The sequence below is a fragment of the Frigoribacterium sp. RIT-PI-h genome, assembly GCF_001297205.1.
Lineage (GTDB): Bacteria > Actinomycetota > Actinomycetes > Actinomycetales > Microbacteriaceae > Frigoribacterium.
In genome coordinates, this window is record NZ_LHOZ01000027.1 from 1 (window position 1) to 15,665 (window position 15,665).

The window sequence follows — 15,665 nt, forward strand, 5'->3', positions numbered from 1 at the left end:
CCCCACGCCGTCAACGGCCCCACCCCCACACGCACTGGCAAGGCAGGAGAATGCCACGCGCGGACGTTCATCCGCACTCGAACCTCGTCGACATGCTGAGTTGCCGACCCAGTAAACGGTGGCCGGGCGACGCGCGGATCGCACCGCGCCGGGGACCCGTCGCGGACGGCAGAGCACGACGCGACGCCGAGCACCGCGGGCAATTCAGGAGAACGACGACCAGGTGCGGCACCGGTCGCCGTCAGCGCGCCGATCTCCTGAGTTGCCGGCGCCGCGCGCGGCTCGACACCCTTCGGCCCGCTCACGCCGAGCGCACCCGGCACCGTCCGAGCGGGCAGGAGGCGCGGGTCGGGTGACCAGCGCCTCCTGCCGCCCTGTCACATCAGGTCGTTCGACTCGAGCATCTCGGTGACGAGGGCGGCGATCGCGGACCGCTCGGAACGGGTCAGCGTCACGTGACCGAACAGCGGGTGGCCCTTGAGCGTCTCGATGACCGAGGCGACCCCGTCATGACGGCCGACGCGCAGGTTGTCGCGCTGCGCCACATCGTGGGTCAGCACCACCCGCGAGTTCTGGCCGATGCGACTGAGCACGGTCAAGAGCACGTTGCGCTCGAGGGACTGGGCCTCGTCGACGATCACGAACGCGTCGTGCAGCGATCGTCCCCGGATGTGCGTCAGGGGCAGCACCTCGAGGATGCCCCGCTCGACCACCTCGTCGAGGACGTTCTGGGACACGATCGCGCCGAGCGTGTCGAAGACGGCCTGCGCCCAGGGGTTCATCTTCTCGCCGGCATCGCCCGGGAGGAACCCCAGGTCTTGGCCGCCCACCGCGTAGAGCGGGCGGAAGACCATGATCTTCTTGTGCTGTTGCTTCTCGAGCACGGCCTCGAGGCCGGCGCAGAGCGCGAGGGCCGACTTGCCCGTGCCGGCGCTGCCGCCCAGCGACACGATGCCCACCTCGGGGTCGAGCAGCAGGTCGATCGCCAGGCGCTGCTCGGCCGAGCGACCGTGCAGCCCGAAGACGTCGCGATCACCTCGGACGAGACGTGCCTCGCCGCGGGCGAACACCCGCCCCAGTGCCGAGCCACGATCCGAGTGCACGACCACCCCGGTGTTCACGGGGACGTCCGCGAGCGAACGAGCGGAGATCTTCTCGGACTCGTAGAACGACGCCATCTGCTCGCTCGAGACGTCGATCGAGGCCTGCCCGGTGTACCCGCTGTCGACGACCTGCTCGGCCCGGTACTCTTCGGCGGCCAGTCCGATCGAAGCGGCCTTCACCCGCAGGGGCAGGTCTTTCGACACCACCGTGACGGCCAGCCCGTCGGCGGCGAGGTTCGACGCGACGGCGAGGATGCGTGAATCGGCGTCGTTCAGTTGCAGGCCCGACGGCAGGACCGACATGTTCGAGTGGTTCAGCTCGACTCGCAGCGAACCCCCGTCGCCCACGGCCACCGGGAAGTCGAGACGGTCGTGCTTCAGGCGGAGATCGTCGAGCAGACGCAGGGCCTGACGGGCGAAGTAGCCCAACTCGGGGTCGTGACGTTTGCCCTCGAGTTCGCTGACGACGACGACGGGCAGTACCACGTCGTGTTCGGCGAAGCGGAAGAGCGCCTGCGGATCGGACAGCAGCACCGAGGTGTCGAGCACGTAGGTGCGCTGGGCGACCGCCTGGTCACCCCCTGTGGCTGATGCGGTGTTGCGTTCGGTTGAGGTGATGTTCGACGCGGTCACGACCACTCCGTCCTCGGGCGGCTGGGCACCCGGGTACCTTCGGCAGAGACGGCCGCGGAGCAGTTGCGAGGCGAACTTTCGTGGCCGTCTCGATCGGGCTCCTTGCCCGATGTGACGAACCTACGACGCGCCTCCGACATCCGCATCACCGACGCGACCGTGTCGTGTGACGATCAGGTGAACGACCCTCATGTGCTGGTCGAGGGTCGAGGGTCGCAGGTCGAGGGCGCGGGTCGCCCCCGCCCACCGGCTCCGCCCTAGTAGAAGACGCTCGTGCCGAACGAGGTGAACGCGCCCCGCAGCATCTCGAACGACTCGTCACCCGTGGACACGTGCACGCTCAACCGCACCGTCGTGTCACGCACGGTCGCCGTGACCCCGTGGTTGATCAGTGCGGCCGTCAGCGTCGTCATCTGGTCGAGGGCGGGCTCGAGCACGACGATGCCGGCGCGTTCCGCCTCGTCGCGGGGTGAGACCACCGGCACGGCGAATTCGTCGGCGAGGTCTATCACCCGGGTGGCCCGCTCGGCCACGGCCCGCGAGACGGCGGCTACGCCCACGTCCGCGAGGTCCTCGAGGGCCGTGGCGAACCTCGCCTGGGCGATGGGGTCGGGATGCGTCAGCTGGAACGCTGCGGCCCCCGGCCGGGTCGGCTGCCGCTCGTGGTACGAGCCGCCGAGGGTCAGGTCGCTGCCGGCGACACCGCTGAACACCGGGGTCAGAGCCGACAGAGCCCGATCGCTCAAGGCCAGGAAGCCCGTCCCCCACCCGGCCCGGACCCACTTCTGGCCGCCCGACGCGACGACGTCGGCCACGGCGTAGGGCGCGTCGACCACGCCGAATCCCTGGATCGCGTCGACGATCAGCAACCGGTCGCCGATCACCTGGCGGATGCCTTCGAGATCCACGAGGTATCCGGTGCGGTAGTCCACCAGGCTGACGGCGACGGCGGTGACCGAGTCGGTCAGGTGGCGCTGCACCACGGCCGGCGTCACGACGTCGTGGTCGAGGTCCATCCAGACCGGCTCGAGCACGCGCAGCGCCTCCGCCGAACGGGTCGCCGCGACGGGCATGCTCGGGTAGTCCCGGGGCGACATCAGGACCTGCCCGGTCAGACCGAACAACGTGTGCCTGAGTCCCGCGCTCGTGTTCGGCTGGAAGACGACGTGGTCCGGGGCGAAGCCGACGAGTGACGAGATGGCCCGTCCGACGCGCCCTGCCTGCTCGGTCAGGGCGATCTCGGACCCGAAGCGGGCCCGGGCCTGCACCTCGACCAACGAGCGCTGCTCGTCGGCGACGGAGCTCGAGATGGGGCCCCACTTCGCGAAGTCGAAGTATCCGGGTTCGTCGGTGAACCCCGAGGCGAGGTCGTCGATGGTCTTCACGGTGTTCTCCTAGGCGGGGGTGACTGGTCCACCGTAGTGCCGTCCGTGATCCGCCGACCCGCGCCTCCTCGTCCCGTCGGCGGCGCGAGTGCGTGCGCGGCCGTCGCGCTGGCCGTCGGGAACTCAGGAGAACGGCACACCACGACCCCCGCCAGGAGGCGCGGCGCAGCCGAACTCCGGAGTTGCCGACACCAGCGCCGTCACCGATGCAGCAGGCGCGCCTGTGTCAGCTGCCGTAGCGGCGGCGCCGGAGGGCGAAGTCGCGCACGGCCCGCAGGAAGTCGACCTCGCGCAGGTCGGGGTAGAAGGCCTCGACGAAGTAGAACTCGCTGTGGGCGCTCTGCCAGAGCATGAAGTCGCTCAACCGTTGCTCGCCCGAGGTGCGGATCACCAGGTCGGGGTCGGGTTGGCCGCCTGTGTAGAGGTGGTCGGCGATGAGCTCGGGGGTGAGCACCGCGGCCAGGGCGTCGAGCGTGCCCCCCGCGGCGTCGTGCGCCCGCACGATGCTGCGCATGGCGGCGGCGACCTCACGCCGCCCGCCGTAGCCGACGGCCAGGTTGACGTGGAGACCCGTCTTGTCGGCGGTTCGGGCCTGGGCCTCGCGGAGGGCCGAGCAGAGCGAAGGAGGCAGGTCGTCGGTCGCGCCGACGTGTTGCACGCGCCAGTCCCGCTGGCGCGAGAGCTCGTCGGCGACGTCGCCGATGATGCCGAAGAGCTCGGTCAACTCGTCGGACTGGCGGTTGCCGAGGTTGTCGGCCGACAGGAGGTAGAGCGTGACCACCTTGATGCCGAGGTCGTCGCACCAGGTGAGGAACTCGCTGATCTTCGCCGCACCCGCGCGGTGCCCGTGGGCGGCCGTCTCGAGCATGCGTTGCTTGGCCCATCGCCGGTTGCCGTCGACGATCATCGCGACGTGGTGCGGCAGCTCTTGACCGTCGAGGCTGCGGCGGATGCGGTTCTGGTAGAGGCCGTACAGGACTCCCCTGGCGAGGGGAGAAGGACGGCGCTTTTTCACAGGGCTACGGTAGCCCACGGCGGGCCCTCCACAGAGCCGACGATTCTCAGCCCGCCGCCTCGGACGCTCCCCTAGGCTCGGCCCCATGAGCAGCCACACCGACGGAGATCGCGCGGGTCCCCAGGCCGACGAGGCCGACATCCCCAACCTGCCGTTGCTCGACGACGCCCTCGCCTACCCCTCGATCGAGCGCAAGCCGAGCTGGCGTGGCTGGATCCACGCGGCCACGTTCCCGGTCGCGATCGCGACGGGCATCGTCCTCGTCGTCCTCGCTCAGGGTGTGGCGGCGACCTGGGCCTGCGCCGTCTTCATGACGACGTCGCTCCTGCTCTTCGGGATCTCGGCGACCTACCACCGCTTCCCGTGGAGCCCGAACGCCAAACGCTTCCTCAAGCGCCTCGACCACGCCAACATCTTCCTGTTGATCGCCGGCACCTACACGCCCATCGCCGTCATCGCCCTGCCGCCGTCGAAGGGCGTCACCCTGCTCGTGCTCGTCTGGACGGGCGCCGTGCTCGGCATCCTCTTCCGGGTGTTCTTCCTGAACGCGCCGCGGTGGTTGTACGTGCCGCTCTACGTCCTGCTGGGCGTCGGCGCGTTGGGCTTCATCGTCGACCTGCTCGACGCCAACGTCGCGATGATGGTGCTCGTGCTGGTCGGCGGTGCCCTCTACATCGCGGGCGCCGTGTTCTACGGCATCAAGAGGCCGAACCCCGTGCCAGGGCACTTCGGATTCCACGAGCTCTTCCACACCATGACGGTGCTGGCGTACCTCTGCCACTGGACGGGCATCCTGCTGGTCGCCCTGGACCCGCCGACCTTCTAGGGCGAGGTCACCGAGCCGAGGAGGCGCGGGTCGCCGCCCCGGCCCCGGTCGCGTGGGTCCCGAGTCGCCCTCGCGCCCCCTGCGGGCGCCGCCGTCGGCGAGGCCGCCCCCGAGGGGGCGGGCCCGCCGGTCGGCGCCTCCGGGCAGTTCTTCGTCGTCGAGCGCGGCCGCCGCCAGGGTCGCCTCGTCGCGCTCGGCCGGGATGCGCTCCCGCACCTCGCCGCGGTGGCGGGTACGGCGGCCCCGCCGGGGCATGTCGACGACGATCAGCACCGGCGCGATCGCGGCGAACGCGATGGCGACGAAACCCCAGACGCCGGGCGTGACCGCCTCGTCGGGGATGGTCGACGGAGGCAGGGTCGGGTCGGGTGTCTGCGGCTGGGCGAGAAGACGGGTCGTGACGGTGAGCACCGAGTCGGAGAGCGCGCTCATCGCTGCACCCCGACGAGGCCGGTCTCGGGGTCCACGACGCCTGCGAAGAGGTCGTCCTCGGGCAGGTCGGACTCGACGTTCGACTCGACGAGCTGGAAGTCCTCGGTGGGCCAGGCGGCCACCTGCAGGTCGTGAGGCCAGAAGAAGAACGCACTGTCGAGCGGCACCTGGCTGGCGTGGGACCGGAGGGCGGCGTCGCGCACGGGGAAGAAGTCGGAGACCGGCACGCGGGTCGTGGCCAGGTCGGGACGGTCGCTGAAGCGGGCCAGCATCGCGGTCAGCGACTCGATGAGGGGCGACTCGGGGTCGCTCTCGCGCAGGTGCGTGATCATCGCGCCGATGCGCCCGGCACTGAACATGCGGTCGTAGTAGACCTTGTCGATCTGCCAGGCGTCACCGGTGGCCGGGTAGCGCTCGGGGTCGGAGGCGTCACGGTAGGCGGCCATCGAGATCTCGTGCGTGCGGATGTGGTCGGGGTGCGGGTAGCCGCCGTTCTCGTCGTAGGTCACCAGCACCTGGGGCTTGAACCGGCGGATGATCGCGACGAGGGGCTCGGCGCTGATCTCGAGCGGGATGGTCGAGAACGAGTTCACCGCGACCGACTCGCCCTCGGCCGGAAGGCCCGAGTCGGCGTAGCCGAGCCACAGGTGGTCGATGCCCATGGCCGCCTGCGCGGCCGCCATCTCGTGCACGCGCAGGCCCGCGATGTCTCGTTCGGCGTGGGCGCGGGCCTCGAGCTGCTCGTTGAGGATCGACCCCTGCTCGCCGCCGGTGCAGCTGACGACCAGGACGTCGACGCCCAAGCTGCGGTAGTAGGCGTAGGTCGCCGAGCCCTTGCTGGACTCGTCGTCGGGGTGGGCGTGGACCGCCAGCAGGCGCAGGGTCAATTCTTCCTCGCAATGTATGTCGGGCAGACGTTGCTACCCTGAGGACAGCTTAATCGGACGGAGATCCGCGTGACGTCCACGCCCCGTGTCACCTCGCCCTCGTCGCGCCTCGACGCCCGGTACGGGCGTTCCCCGCGGGGCCGACGCCGCCGCCTGGTCGTGGGGCTCTCGGTGGCCGTCGCCTTCGTCGTGGTCTTCGCGGCCTGGGTCGTCTTCGCCGCGTTCGACGGCACCTCGTCCCAGCTCGAATCCGCCGACGTGGGATACCAGGTGACCTCCGACCGGGCCGTCGAGGTTCAGTACACCGTCACCGCGGACACGGGCGAGGCGGTCGACTGTGCGGTCGAGGCCCAGAACAGCGGCTTCGCGGTCGTCGGCTGGAAGATCGTGCACCTGCCCGCCTCCGAGCAGCGCTCGGTGACCTACACGACCTCGCTGGCGACGTCGGAGCGGGCGGTCACGGGCTTGATCTACCGGTGCTGGCTTCCCTAGACTGCTCAGAATCGCACGACGAGACCGGCCACTCGGCCGGTCTCCTTTTTTCGGTGGGCGACCTCGCCCCGGCTCCCGGCACCGCGCCTCCTCGGCTCGATTCGCCCGACCGGGTTCGGCCGCCGCACGAAACGGAGACACCATGAGCACTGACAACGAGACCACCTGGCTCACGACGGACGCCCGCGACCGTCTGCAGGCCGAGCTCGACACCCTCAGCGGCGAGGGACGTCGTGAGATCGCGTCGCGCATCGAGGCCGCCCGCGAAGAAGGCGACCTGAAGGAGAACGGCGGTTACCCCGCCGCGAAGGACGAGCAGGGCAAGATGGAGGCGCGCATCCGCACGCTGATCAACCTGCTGAAGCACGCGACGGTGGGCGACTCGACGGCCGCCGACGGCATCGTCGGGCCGGGCACCGTCGTCACGGCCACGATCGCCGGCGACGAGAGCACGTTCCTGCTCGGCAACCGCGAGATCATCGCCGCCGGCAGCGACCTGTCCGTCTACAGCGAGACCAGCCCGCTCGGGCAAGCCATCAACGGTCTGAAGGTCGGCACGACGACCAGCTACACCGCCCCGAACGGCAAAGAGATCTCGGTGTCGATCACGAACGTCGAGACCTACCAGCCGTAGGTCGCCCGATTCGAAGGCCCCCGCTCGATCGGAGCGGGGGCCTTCGTCGTCCCGGGCCCGTGGCGGGGACTGCCGTCGCGGATGTCGGCAACTCCGGAGGACGACGTGCGGAACACCCGTCCCGCGCCCGCGGGTCGTCGTTCTCCTGAGTTGCCGACAGGGACACGAGCCCGCAGGAGGCCCGGGTCGCGTCAGGAGGCGCAGGGCGCGCAGGAGGCGCGGGGCGCGTCAGGAGGCGCGGGTCGCGTCAGGGAGAGGCGGCTCAGAAGTCGACGTTGGGCTCGTACCCGGCGTCGCGAAGCCGCTGCAGTACCTCTTCGACATGGTCGGGGCCGCGCGTCTCGACGCTGAGTTCGAGCTCGACCTCGCTGATCTGGAGACCGCGACCGTGACGGGTGTGCAGCACCTCGACCACGTTGGCGTTGGCGTCGGACAGCACCTCGCTCACCCGGGTCAGCTGGCCGGGACGGTCGGGCATGCCGATGCGCAGCTTGACGTAACGGGCGGCGGCCGCGAGGCCGCGACCGATCACGCGCTCCATCATGAGCGGGTCGATGTTGCCGCCGCTGAGGATCACCACGGTCGTGCCGAGGTCGCGCACCTGCTCGGTGAGGATGGCTGCGATGCCCACGGCACCCGCGGCTTCGACGACGAGCTTCGCGCGCTCGAGCAGCACGAGCATCGCCCGGGCCGTGTCGTCGTCGCTGACCGTGACGATCTCGTCGACCGTGTCGCGGATGATCTCGAAGTTGAGCACCCCGGGCTTCGCGACGGCGATGCCGTCCGCGATCGTGGGCTGGGCGTCGATGTCGGTCCGCACGCCGAGCTTCATCGAGACGGCGTAGGGGGCGGCGTTGGCCGCCTGCACGCCGATGATCCGGACGTCACGCCCGGTGAGTGCCGCGCTCTGCTTCAAGGCGCTGGCCACGCCGGCCGCCAACCCGCCCCCGCCGACGGGCACGATCACGGTGTCGACGTCGGGCACCTGCTCGAGGATCTCGAGCCCCAGGGTGCCCTGGCCGGCGACGACGTCGGCATGGTCGAACGGTGGGATGAACACGGCGCCGGTCGTGTCGGAGAACTCTTGAGCGGCTCGTAGCGACTGTTCGACCGTGTGCCCCCGGAGGACGACGTCGGCCCCGTAGTGCCGGGTCGCCTGCAGCTTGGGCAGGGCCACGCCCACGGGCATGAAGATCGTGGCCGCGATGCCGAGCTCGCGGGCGGCCAGGGCGACACCCTGAGCGTGGTTGCCGGCCGAGGCTGCGACGACCCCGCGTGCCTTCTCGTCGTCGGTCAGCTGGGTCAAGCGGTTGTAGGCGCCTCGGATCTTGTACGACCCGGTGCGCTGCAGGTTCTCGCACTTCAGGTGCACCCGCGAACCGAGGACGTCGGCGAGGTACTGCGAGGTCTCCATCGGGGTGACGCGGACGACCTGCGAGACGCGATCTCGTGCCTCCTCGATCTGGACGAGGGTGGGACCGGCCAGGGTGCGTTCAGACATCGGTGAGGCCTCCGGGCTGCGTGACGTCGTGTTCGACGGGTCGTGGCTGTTCTCGCCACGTGCCCCTCGCGACGTAGGTGATCATGACGTTCAGCACGGCCACGAACGGGACCGCGAAGAGGGCGCCGGGGATGCCGGCGACCAGGGTGCCGGCCGCGACGGCGAAGACGACGGCCAACGGGTGCACCTTGACGGCGCTGCCCATGACGAAGGGTTGCAGCAGGTGCCCCTCGATCTGCTGCACGAGGATGACGACGGCGGGCATGAGCAGGGCCACGACCCAGCCGTTGTAGACGAGCGCGATGACGACGGCGACCGCCCCGGTCGCGACGGCACCCACGACGGGCACGAACGAGCCGAGGAACACCGCGATCGCGATCGGCGCCACCAGGGGCAAGCCGAGGAAGAACGCCCCCAGACCGATGCCCACGGCGTCGACGAAGGCGACGAAGATCTGCACCTTGACGAAGTTCGTCAGCGTGAGCCACCCGGCACGCCCCGCCCCGTCGATCGCCGGACGCGAGACCCGGGGGAAGAGCCGGACGACCCATCGCCAGATCTCGGCCCCGCCGATGAGCAGGAAGATCGTCGCGAAGAGCCCGAGCACGAGCCCCGCACCCACGTGCCCCGCCGTCGACCCGACCGAGAGGGCACCCCGCACGAGCGGCTGGCTGTCTTGCTGGATCGCCGCGACGGCGTCGGACACGTACCCGTTGATCTGCGCCTCGGTCAGGTGCAACGGCGAGGTGAGCAGGAAGTCCTTGAGGTCGCCGTACGATGCGACCGACCGATCACGCAACGAGGGCCAGCCGTCGACGATCTGGAGCACGACGAGCAGCAGGAGGCCGGAGACCGAGACGAAGAACCCGACCAGGACCGACACGACCGCCAGCCACTTGGGCCAGCCGTGCCGCTGCAACCACCCCGACAGCGGTACGAGCAGGGCGGAGATCAGCAGAGCCACCAGGAAGGGGATGACGATGACCCGCAGCTGGGTGACCAGCCAGACGAGGACGCGGGCCACCGCCACGAGCAGCAGGATGCGCCACGACCAGGCCCCGGCGATGACCATGCCCCGGGGCACGGACGGGTCGGCGACGGTGCCGGCCGTGCGTCCGCCCACCGCGTCGCCCTGCGTCTCGTCGCCGCGCGTGGGGCGGTTCCGCCAGATCATCGCGTCAGTTTATGGCCCCGCGAGGCCGGTCATCCACCCGTCCACATGCCGTCGGAGGCATGTGCCGTCCGGGACGAGACGACACGGGGAGGCGCGGCGCCTGTCGGTGGCCGTCGCTACAGTCGTCCGCGTGCCCCGTCAGCAGCTCTCCCCCACCCAGGCCCGACGCGTGGCCTTGGCGGCCCAGGGCTTCGGCGGCCCGGTCGACGGCCCCGTGCGCCCGGGGACGCGCCAACTGAACGGCCTCGTCGACCGCCTCGGCCTGCTGCAGATCGACTCGGTGAACGTGTTCGAGCGCAGCCACTACCTGCCCGCGTTCGCCCGCCTCGGCTCCTACGACCGGGCGACCCTCGACCGCCTCACCTTCGCTCCCCGTGGACGGTACGTCGAGTACTGGGCCCACGAGGCGGCCATCGTCCCGGTCACCACATGGCCCTTGCTGCGGTGGCGGATGCGCGACTACGAGGTCAAGTGGCGGGGCGACGCCTCGTCGTGGTTGTCGACGAGCCCTCGGATGGGGCGCTGGCTGCTCGACGAGATCCGTGACAAGGGCCCGCTGCCCGCCAGCCTGGTCGAGGCCGACGCCGCCGTCTTCCCGCAGCCCGACCGGACGGGCCCGTGGTGGGGGTGGGGGGACGTCAAACGCGGCCTCGAGTCATTGTTCCGCACCGGCGCCCTGGTCAGCGCCGGGCGTCGGCGGTTCGAGCGCGTCTACGCCCTGCCCGAACAGGTGCTCGCGGCCGAGGTGCTGGCCGTGGACGTCGACCGCCACGAGGCCCACCGCCGCCTCGTCGCCCACGCAGCCCGCGCCTCCGGGGCGGCGACTGCCTCCGACCTCGCCGACTACTTCCGGCTCAAGGCCGCGGCCGTCGCGCCTGCCCTCCGCGCACTGCACGACGAAGGAGTCGTCGAGCCCGTGGTCGTGCCGGGCTGGGGTGCGACCGCGTGGCTGCATCGAGACGCCCGCGTGCCCCGCCGACTCGAGGCCGACGCCGTGCTGTCACCGTTCGACCCCGTGGTGTGGCACCGACCCCGAGCCGAACGGCTCTTCGCCTTCCGCTACCGCATCGAGATCTACACCCCCCGTGAGAAGCGAGTGCACGGCTACTACGTGCTGCCCGTCCTGCAGGACGACCAGCTCGTGGGGCGGGTCGACCTGAAGAGCGATCGTCAGGCGGGCGTCCTGCGCGTGCAGTCGGCATGGCGCGAGCGCGACCTCCCGATCGACGTCGAACGGCTCGCGACGACGCTGCGCCGAGCGGCGGCCTGGCAAGGCTTGGACCGGGTCGAGGTCGCCGACCGAGGGGACCTGGCAGGTGCGCTCCGAGCGACCCTGGCGGGCCGTGCCGATTCCGACGCCGACGTGGCGGTCGGCCACCTCGACTAGAAGGTGCCGGCGTTCTGCCGCAACCGCTGGATGCGGTCGGCGAGCGGTGGGTGGGTGCTGAAGAGCCGGTCCATCACGCCGGGCTTCATCGGATCGCTGATCCAGAGGTGCGACATCGAGGTGTTCTGCTGCTGCATGGGCCGACCGTGGGCACCGAGCTTCTCGAGGGCTCGGGCGAGACCCTCGGGGTACCGCGTCGTCAACGCCCCGGTGGCGTCGGCCAGGTACTCGCGCTGACGCGAGACGGCCGCCTGGACGCCTGCCGCGGCGAGCGGGGCCATGATCATGGCCACCAGACCGAGCACGAGGAAGACGGGGTTCCCTCCGCCACCGCCGTTGTTGTTGGAGTTGCGGTTCCCCCCGGACAACGCGCTGAAGAACGACATGCGCAACAGGATGTCGGCGAGGAAACCCACGGCCACCACGAGGCCGAACACCATGGTCGACACCCGGATGTCGTAATTCTTGACATGGCCGAGCTCGTGAGCCATGACACCCTGCAGCTCGGCGTCGTCCATGATCTCGAGCAAGCCCGTCGTGGCGGCGACGACCGCGTGGTCGGGGTCGCGCCCCGTGGCGAAGGCGTTGGGGGCCGGATCGATCACCACGTAGACCTTGGGCATCGGCATGCCCATCGTGATGCTGAGGTTCTCGACCGTGCGGTACAGGCGCGGAGCCGTCACGCCGTCGACCTGCTGGGCGTTGCTCATCGAGAGCGCCTGCCCGCTGGCGGCGAAGTACTGGATCAGCGCGTAGACCGCGGCACCGCCGAGCACGAGGAAGCCGATCGACCCGTTGTTCCAGATGGCGCTCGCGGCGAACCCCAGTGCTCCGACGATCACGAGGAAGATCAGGACGATGAAGACGGTGTTGCGCTTGTTGCGCGAGATCGCGGAGTACATGGTGTCGAGAGCGACTCGGCCTGCGTCAGAACTGGACGCGCGGCGGCTCGGCGATCGCCGACGGTTCGGAGACCTCGAAGAAGTCCCGCTCGCTGAAGCCGAGGCGCTTCGCGAAGAGCGAGTTGGGGAAGACCCGGTTCTTGGTGTTGAACTCACGCACGCCGCCGTTGTAGAAGCGGCGGGCGGCCTGGATCTTGTCTTCGGTGTCGACCAGCTCGGACTGCAACTGGAGGAAGTTCTGGCTCGCCTGGAGCTGTGGGTAGGCCTCGGCCACGGCGAAGATGCTCTTCAGGGCGGTCTGCATGTGCCCCTCGGCAGCCGAGGCTTCGGCCGGGGTGCCGGCCCCGATGGTCTCGGCACGCGCCGCGGTCACGTTCTGGAACACCGACGACTCGTGGGCGGCGTACCCCTTGACCGCCTCGATGATGTTGGGGATCAGGTCGGCCCGGCGTTTGAGCTGGATCGTGATGTCGCTCCACGCCTCGTCGACGCGCACCTTGAGGGTCACCAACGAGTTGTAGGTGGCCCAGAGGTAGATGCCGATGATGACCGCGAGCAGGACGATGATGCCTGCTGCTACCAGGATGCCGATCGTGGCCGGTTGCATGACGTGTCACTCCTAGATGGTGGACCGATGACGGCGGGCGCCGGATGGTCGCCCGCGACCCGGGTCGGGTCGTCGGGAGCCCGTTGGACACTATAAATGCGCTGCATGTGGGCTCCCTGCCCGTCGGGAGATCTCGGAGCAGACTCCCGACGAGCGCTCGTCCGGCCATCTCCCCCGCGCAACGGATTGACTTGTACCCCGAGAACGTGCTGAATGGGTGACAGTGTTCGAGTCGCCGACCCTGCATCCGACGCGTCCGTCGACTTCCGTCGACGGACGGCTCCTGGTCGTGCCGCGACGCGGGCGGCGCATCGTGTCGACCCTCGCGGCGGTCGCGCTCGGTCTCGCGCTCGCCCTGTCGGTCGGCGTCGGCGCCCACGCCGCGGGCAGCCCCTCGGACACGCCCACACCCGCCCCGTCGACCGGCCAGCCCGGTCCCGATCCGGTCGCACCGACCATCCGCGACGTCGGCGACCAGGACGTGAACGCCGTCGTGGTCGGCGGCACGGGCACGTCCGGGGCCACCGTGAGGGTGCTCGACCCCCGCGTCCCCAGTCGGGCCCTCTGCGAGGTCACCCTGGCCACCGGAGGCACGACCAGCGTCCCCTGGTCGTGCACGGTGACACTCGAGGACGGCGCCGACCAGGCCCTCACGGTCCGCGACGTCACGAACTCGGCCGTGGTCGGCGACGCGATCAGCGCTCCGTTCTCGGTGCTCGGCCCGCCGACGGTCCAGGGCGGACCCGCCATCGGCGGCAAGGTCACGGGCCCCGCCTTCGCGGGTGCCCGCGTGACCGGCGACGGAGGCGCGGCGCCGGTCTCGGCGACGGCCGACGCCTCCGGGGCATGGTCCGCCGCGCTCCCGTCCACGACCGGGCCGACCGGCAGGTACACGGTCACGGCGTCACAATCCTCGGACTCCGTTCCCGCCGTACCCCGGTCGGCGACCTCGACCGGCGTGGCCGTCACGATCGACCGCGACGCGCCCGCCGCACCCGTCGTCACCGCGCCCCGCGCCGGCGAACGAGTCACCACGCAGCCGCTCACGTTCTCGGGAACGGGAGAAGACGGTGCGACCGTGACCGCCTACGTCGACAGCACCCCCGTATGCCAGGCCACGGTCGCCGGTGGATCGTGGCGCTGCACGTCGTCCGATGCGGCGCTCCCCGACGGGGAGCACGTGGTCCAGGCCGCGCAGATCGACGCGGCGGTGAACGTCGGGCCGCCCAGCGCGGGCATCTCGATCACGGTGGCGTCGTCGACCGCGCAACCCGCGCCTCCTTCGTCCTCGGCCGCCCCGGCACCGACACCGGGGCCCGGTGCGTCGGGGGGTCCGGCCGGCCCGACCGAGCCGTCTTCCGGGACGCCCGGGGGGCCGGGTCCCGGAGGCGGCTCCGGCGGCCCCCCGGGCGACGACGACGGGGGCCTGCCCGAGGCGACCACGCCGACGACCGGCTCCTGGGCGGCGGCGACGACCTTCGGCCGCGACCTGCCCTCCCTCGGCCAGACGATGACCGGCACGGGATGGCTGCTCGCCCTGGGCCTCGCGGCAGCGTTCGTCCTGCTCGTCGTCGCGCCGGCACGCCTGCCGGCGACGGCGCTGCGCGGTCGGCTGGCGCCCCGTGGCCTGCGGCTCACGGGCCGGACCCGCCGCCGGGACCCCCCCCCCTCCCTCCCGCCCGCCACGCTCGCCCCCCGCCTCGCCGCCGGGCTGACCGTCGCCGCCGGAGCCGCCGTGGTCGGGCTGGCAGCCGGCCTCGACGACGAGGTCCGCTACGCGCGTCTGTTCGCCGGGATCGTGATCGGGGTCGCCCTGGTCAACCTGCTCACCGTCGTCGTCCCCACCCGGCTGATGGGGCGCTCCCGGGAGCGCGAGGCGCGCGTCCGCATGTCACCGCGCCTCCTTCTCGTCGCTGTCGTCGCGTGTGCGATCACACGGCTGCTCGGCCTCGACCCGCCCCTCGTGCTCGGGGTGGTGCTCGTCGGCAGCCTCGCCGCGGCGCCCCGGTCGGGGGCGCCCCTGTCCGGTGCGCGCCACGGCCGGACCGACGCGGTGGACGATCGCGAGGCCGGGCTGCTGGCGCTCGTCCAGGTCGTCGCCCTGGTGGCCGTGTCGGCCGTGGCCTGGGCCGTCCACGGGGCCCTGCCCGCCACCGGAGGGTTCGTCATCGAGCTGGCCCTCGAGACGAGCGCGACGGTCTGCCTGACCGGGCTCGGGTCACTCGTGCTCGCACTCGTGCCGGTGGGCTCGCTACCGGGTCGTGGGATCTGGGCCTGGTCTCGCTCGCTGCACGTGGGGCTCACCGTGGTCGGCGTGGCCGCGGCGGCCGCCGTGCTGACAGGCGGGCCTTCGTCCTTCCCGGTCGGAGGGGCGGTCGTGGCCGCCGCCGTGACGGCAGGCCTCTGCGTCGCGGTCTGGCTCGGGACGTCGTTCGTCGAGGTCACCACCGACGAGGCCTGACCCGGCGCGCGCCCCTGCCGTCGGCCGCGCCGACTGCGGACCCGCCTGGCCGCCAGCCCGGTGACGGCGGCTCCGTTGACTGCGGTCCGGCGTCCCGCCGCGCCGCGCAACCTGCGACCCTCGTCGTCGGCAACTCAGGAAATCGACGCACGAACGCGCTCGCCGGGCCCGCGAATGCGCCGATCTGCTGAGTTGCCGACAACGCGCAGGCGGGGCGGGGCGGGAC

At 71.1% G+C, this 15,665-nt stretch carries 13 protein-coding genes; 5 read left to right on the forward strand and 8 right to left on the reverse strand.

Going from position 1 to position 15,665, the window contains the following annotated elements:
- Positions 1–377: 377 nt before the first annotated feature.
- The 3 genes from AEQ27_RS01940 to AEQ27_RS01950 all read right to left on the reverse strand — a co-directional run bounded on the left by AEQ27_RS01940 (position 378) and on the right by AEQ27_RS01950 (position 4,136).
- Complete coding sequence (locus AEQ27_RS01940; RefSeq protein ID WP_054145164.1) at positions 378–1,721, reverse strand: PhoH family protein; 1,344 nt, start codon at positions 1,719–1,721, stop codon at positions 378–380.
- A 272-nt stretch (positions 1,722–1,993) separates the two neighbouring features.
- Positions 1,994–3,121, reverse strand: coding sequence for an aminotransferase class V-fold PLP-dependent enzyme (locus tag AEQ27_RS01945; RefSeq protein ID WP_054145154.1), 1,128 nt, complete (start codon positions 3,119–3,121; stop codon positions 1,994–1,996).
- Between the two features lie 226 nt (positions 3,122–3,347).
- A complete protein-coding gene (locus tag AEQ27_RS01950; RefSeq protein ID WP_054145155.1) occupies positions 3,348–4,136 on the reverse strand; it encodes an isoprenyl transferase in 789 nt (262 codons plus the stop codon).
- Positions 4,137–4,221: 85 nt separating this feature from the next.
- On the opposite strand from AEQ27_RS01950, the gene AEQ27_RS01955 reads away from it, so the two are divergent.
- Complete coding sequence (locus AEQ27_RS01955) at positions 4,222–4,962, forward strand: hemolysin III family protein (protein ID WP_082383154.1); 741 nt, start codon at positions 4,222–4,224, stop codon at positions 4,960–4,962.
- A gap of 428 nt (positions 4,963–5,390) precedes the next feature.
- Here the strand turns inward: AEQ27_RS01955 and mca are convergent, their stop codons facing one another.
- Positions 5,391–6,281 carry a mycothiol conjugate amidase Mca gene (gene mca / locus AEQ27_RS01960; protein ID WP_200908309.1) on the reverse strand — a complete coding sequence of 297 codons (891 nt, stop codon included), beginning with the start codon at positions 6,279–6,281 and terminating at the stop codon, positions 5,391–5,393.
- Positions 6,282–6,350: 69 nt separating this feature from the next.
- Here mca and AEQ27_RS01965 point away from each other — a divergent pair, with 69 nt between their 5' ends.
- The gene (locus AEQ27_RS01965) at positions 6,351–6,773 is read left to right on the forward strand and encodes a DUF4307 domain-containing protein (RefSeq protein WP_054145156.1); all 423 of its coding nucleotides are present in this window, start codon (positions 6,351–6,353) and stop codon (positions 6,771–6,773) included.
- 142 nt (positions 6,774–6,915) lie between these two features.
- On the forward strand, positions 6,916–7,407 hold the full coding sequence (greA, locus tag AEQ27_RS01970) for a transcription elongation factor GreA (RefSeq protein ID WP_054145157.1): 492 nt from the start codon (positions 6,916–6,918) through the stop codon (positions 7,405–7,407).
- A 262-nt stretch (positions 7,408–7,669) separates the two neighbouring features.
- On the opposite strand, the gene ilvA is transcribed toward greA, so the two are convergent.
- Both ilvA and AEQ27_RS01980 read right to left on the reverse strand, forming a co-directional pair.
- Positions 7,670–8,908: a threonine ammonia-lyase gene (ilvA, locus tag AEQ27_RS01975; protein WP_054145158.1), complete on the reverse strand. Its 1,239-nt coding sequence runs from the start codon at positions 8,906–8,908 to the stop codon at positions 7,670–7,672.
- The gene (locus AEQ27_RS01980; RefSeq protein WP_054145159.1) at positions 8,901–10,082 is read right to left on the reverse strand and encodes an AI-2E family transporter; all 1,182 of its coding nucleotides are present in this window, start codon (positions 10,080–10,082) and stop codon (positions 8,901–8,903) included. The genes ilvA and AEQ27_RS01980 overlap by 8 nt, the downstream gene beginning before the upstream one ends.
- A 130-nt stretch (positions 10,083–10,212) precedes the next feature.
- Here AEQ27_RS01980 and AEQ27_RS01985 point away from each other — a divergent pair, with 130 nt between their 5' ends.
- Positions 10,213–11,469, forward strand: coding sequence for a winged helix-turn-helix domain-containing protein (locus tag AEQ27_RS01985; RefSeq protein WP_054145160.1), 1,257 nt, complete (start codon positions 10,213–10,215; stop codon positions 11,467–11,469).
- Here the strand turns inward: AEQ27_RS01985 and AEQ27_RS01990 are convergent.
- Complete coding sequence (locus AEQ27_RS01990) at positions 11,466–12,371, reverse strand: M48 family metalloprotease (protein WP_054145161.1); 906 nt, start codon at positions 12,369–12,371, stop codon at positions 11,466–11,468. The two genes, AEQ27_RS01985 and AEQ27_RS01990, sit on opposite strands and share 4 nt — an antisense overlap.
- Before the next feature lie 25 nt (positions 12,372–12,396).
- Entirely contained in the window at positions 12,397–12,978 is a 582-nt protein-coding gene (locus AEQ27_RS01995) for a LemA family protein (protein WP_054145162.1), read from the reverse strand.
- A gap of 217 nt (positions 12,979–13,195) precedes the next feature.
- Here AEQ27_RS01995 and AEQ27_RS02000 point away from each other — a divergent pair, with 217 nt between their 5' ends.
- The gene (locus AEQ27_RS02000) at positions 13,196–15,439 is read left to right on the forward strand and encodes an Ig-like domain-containing protein (RefSeq protein WP_152970087.1); all 2,244 of its coding nucleotides are present in this window, start codon (positions 13,196–13,198) and stop codon (positions 15,437–15,439) included.
- The last annotated feature ends 226 nt before the right edge of the window (positions 15,440–15,665 follow it).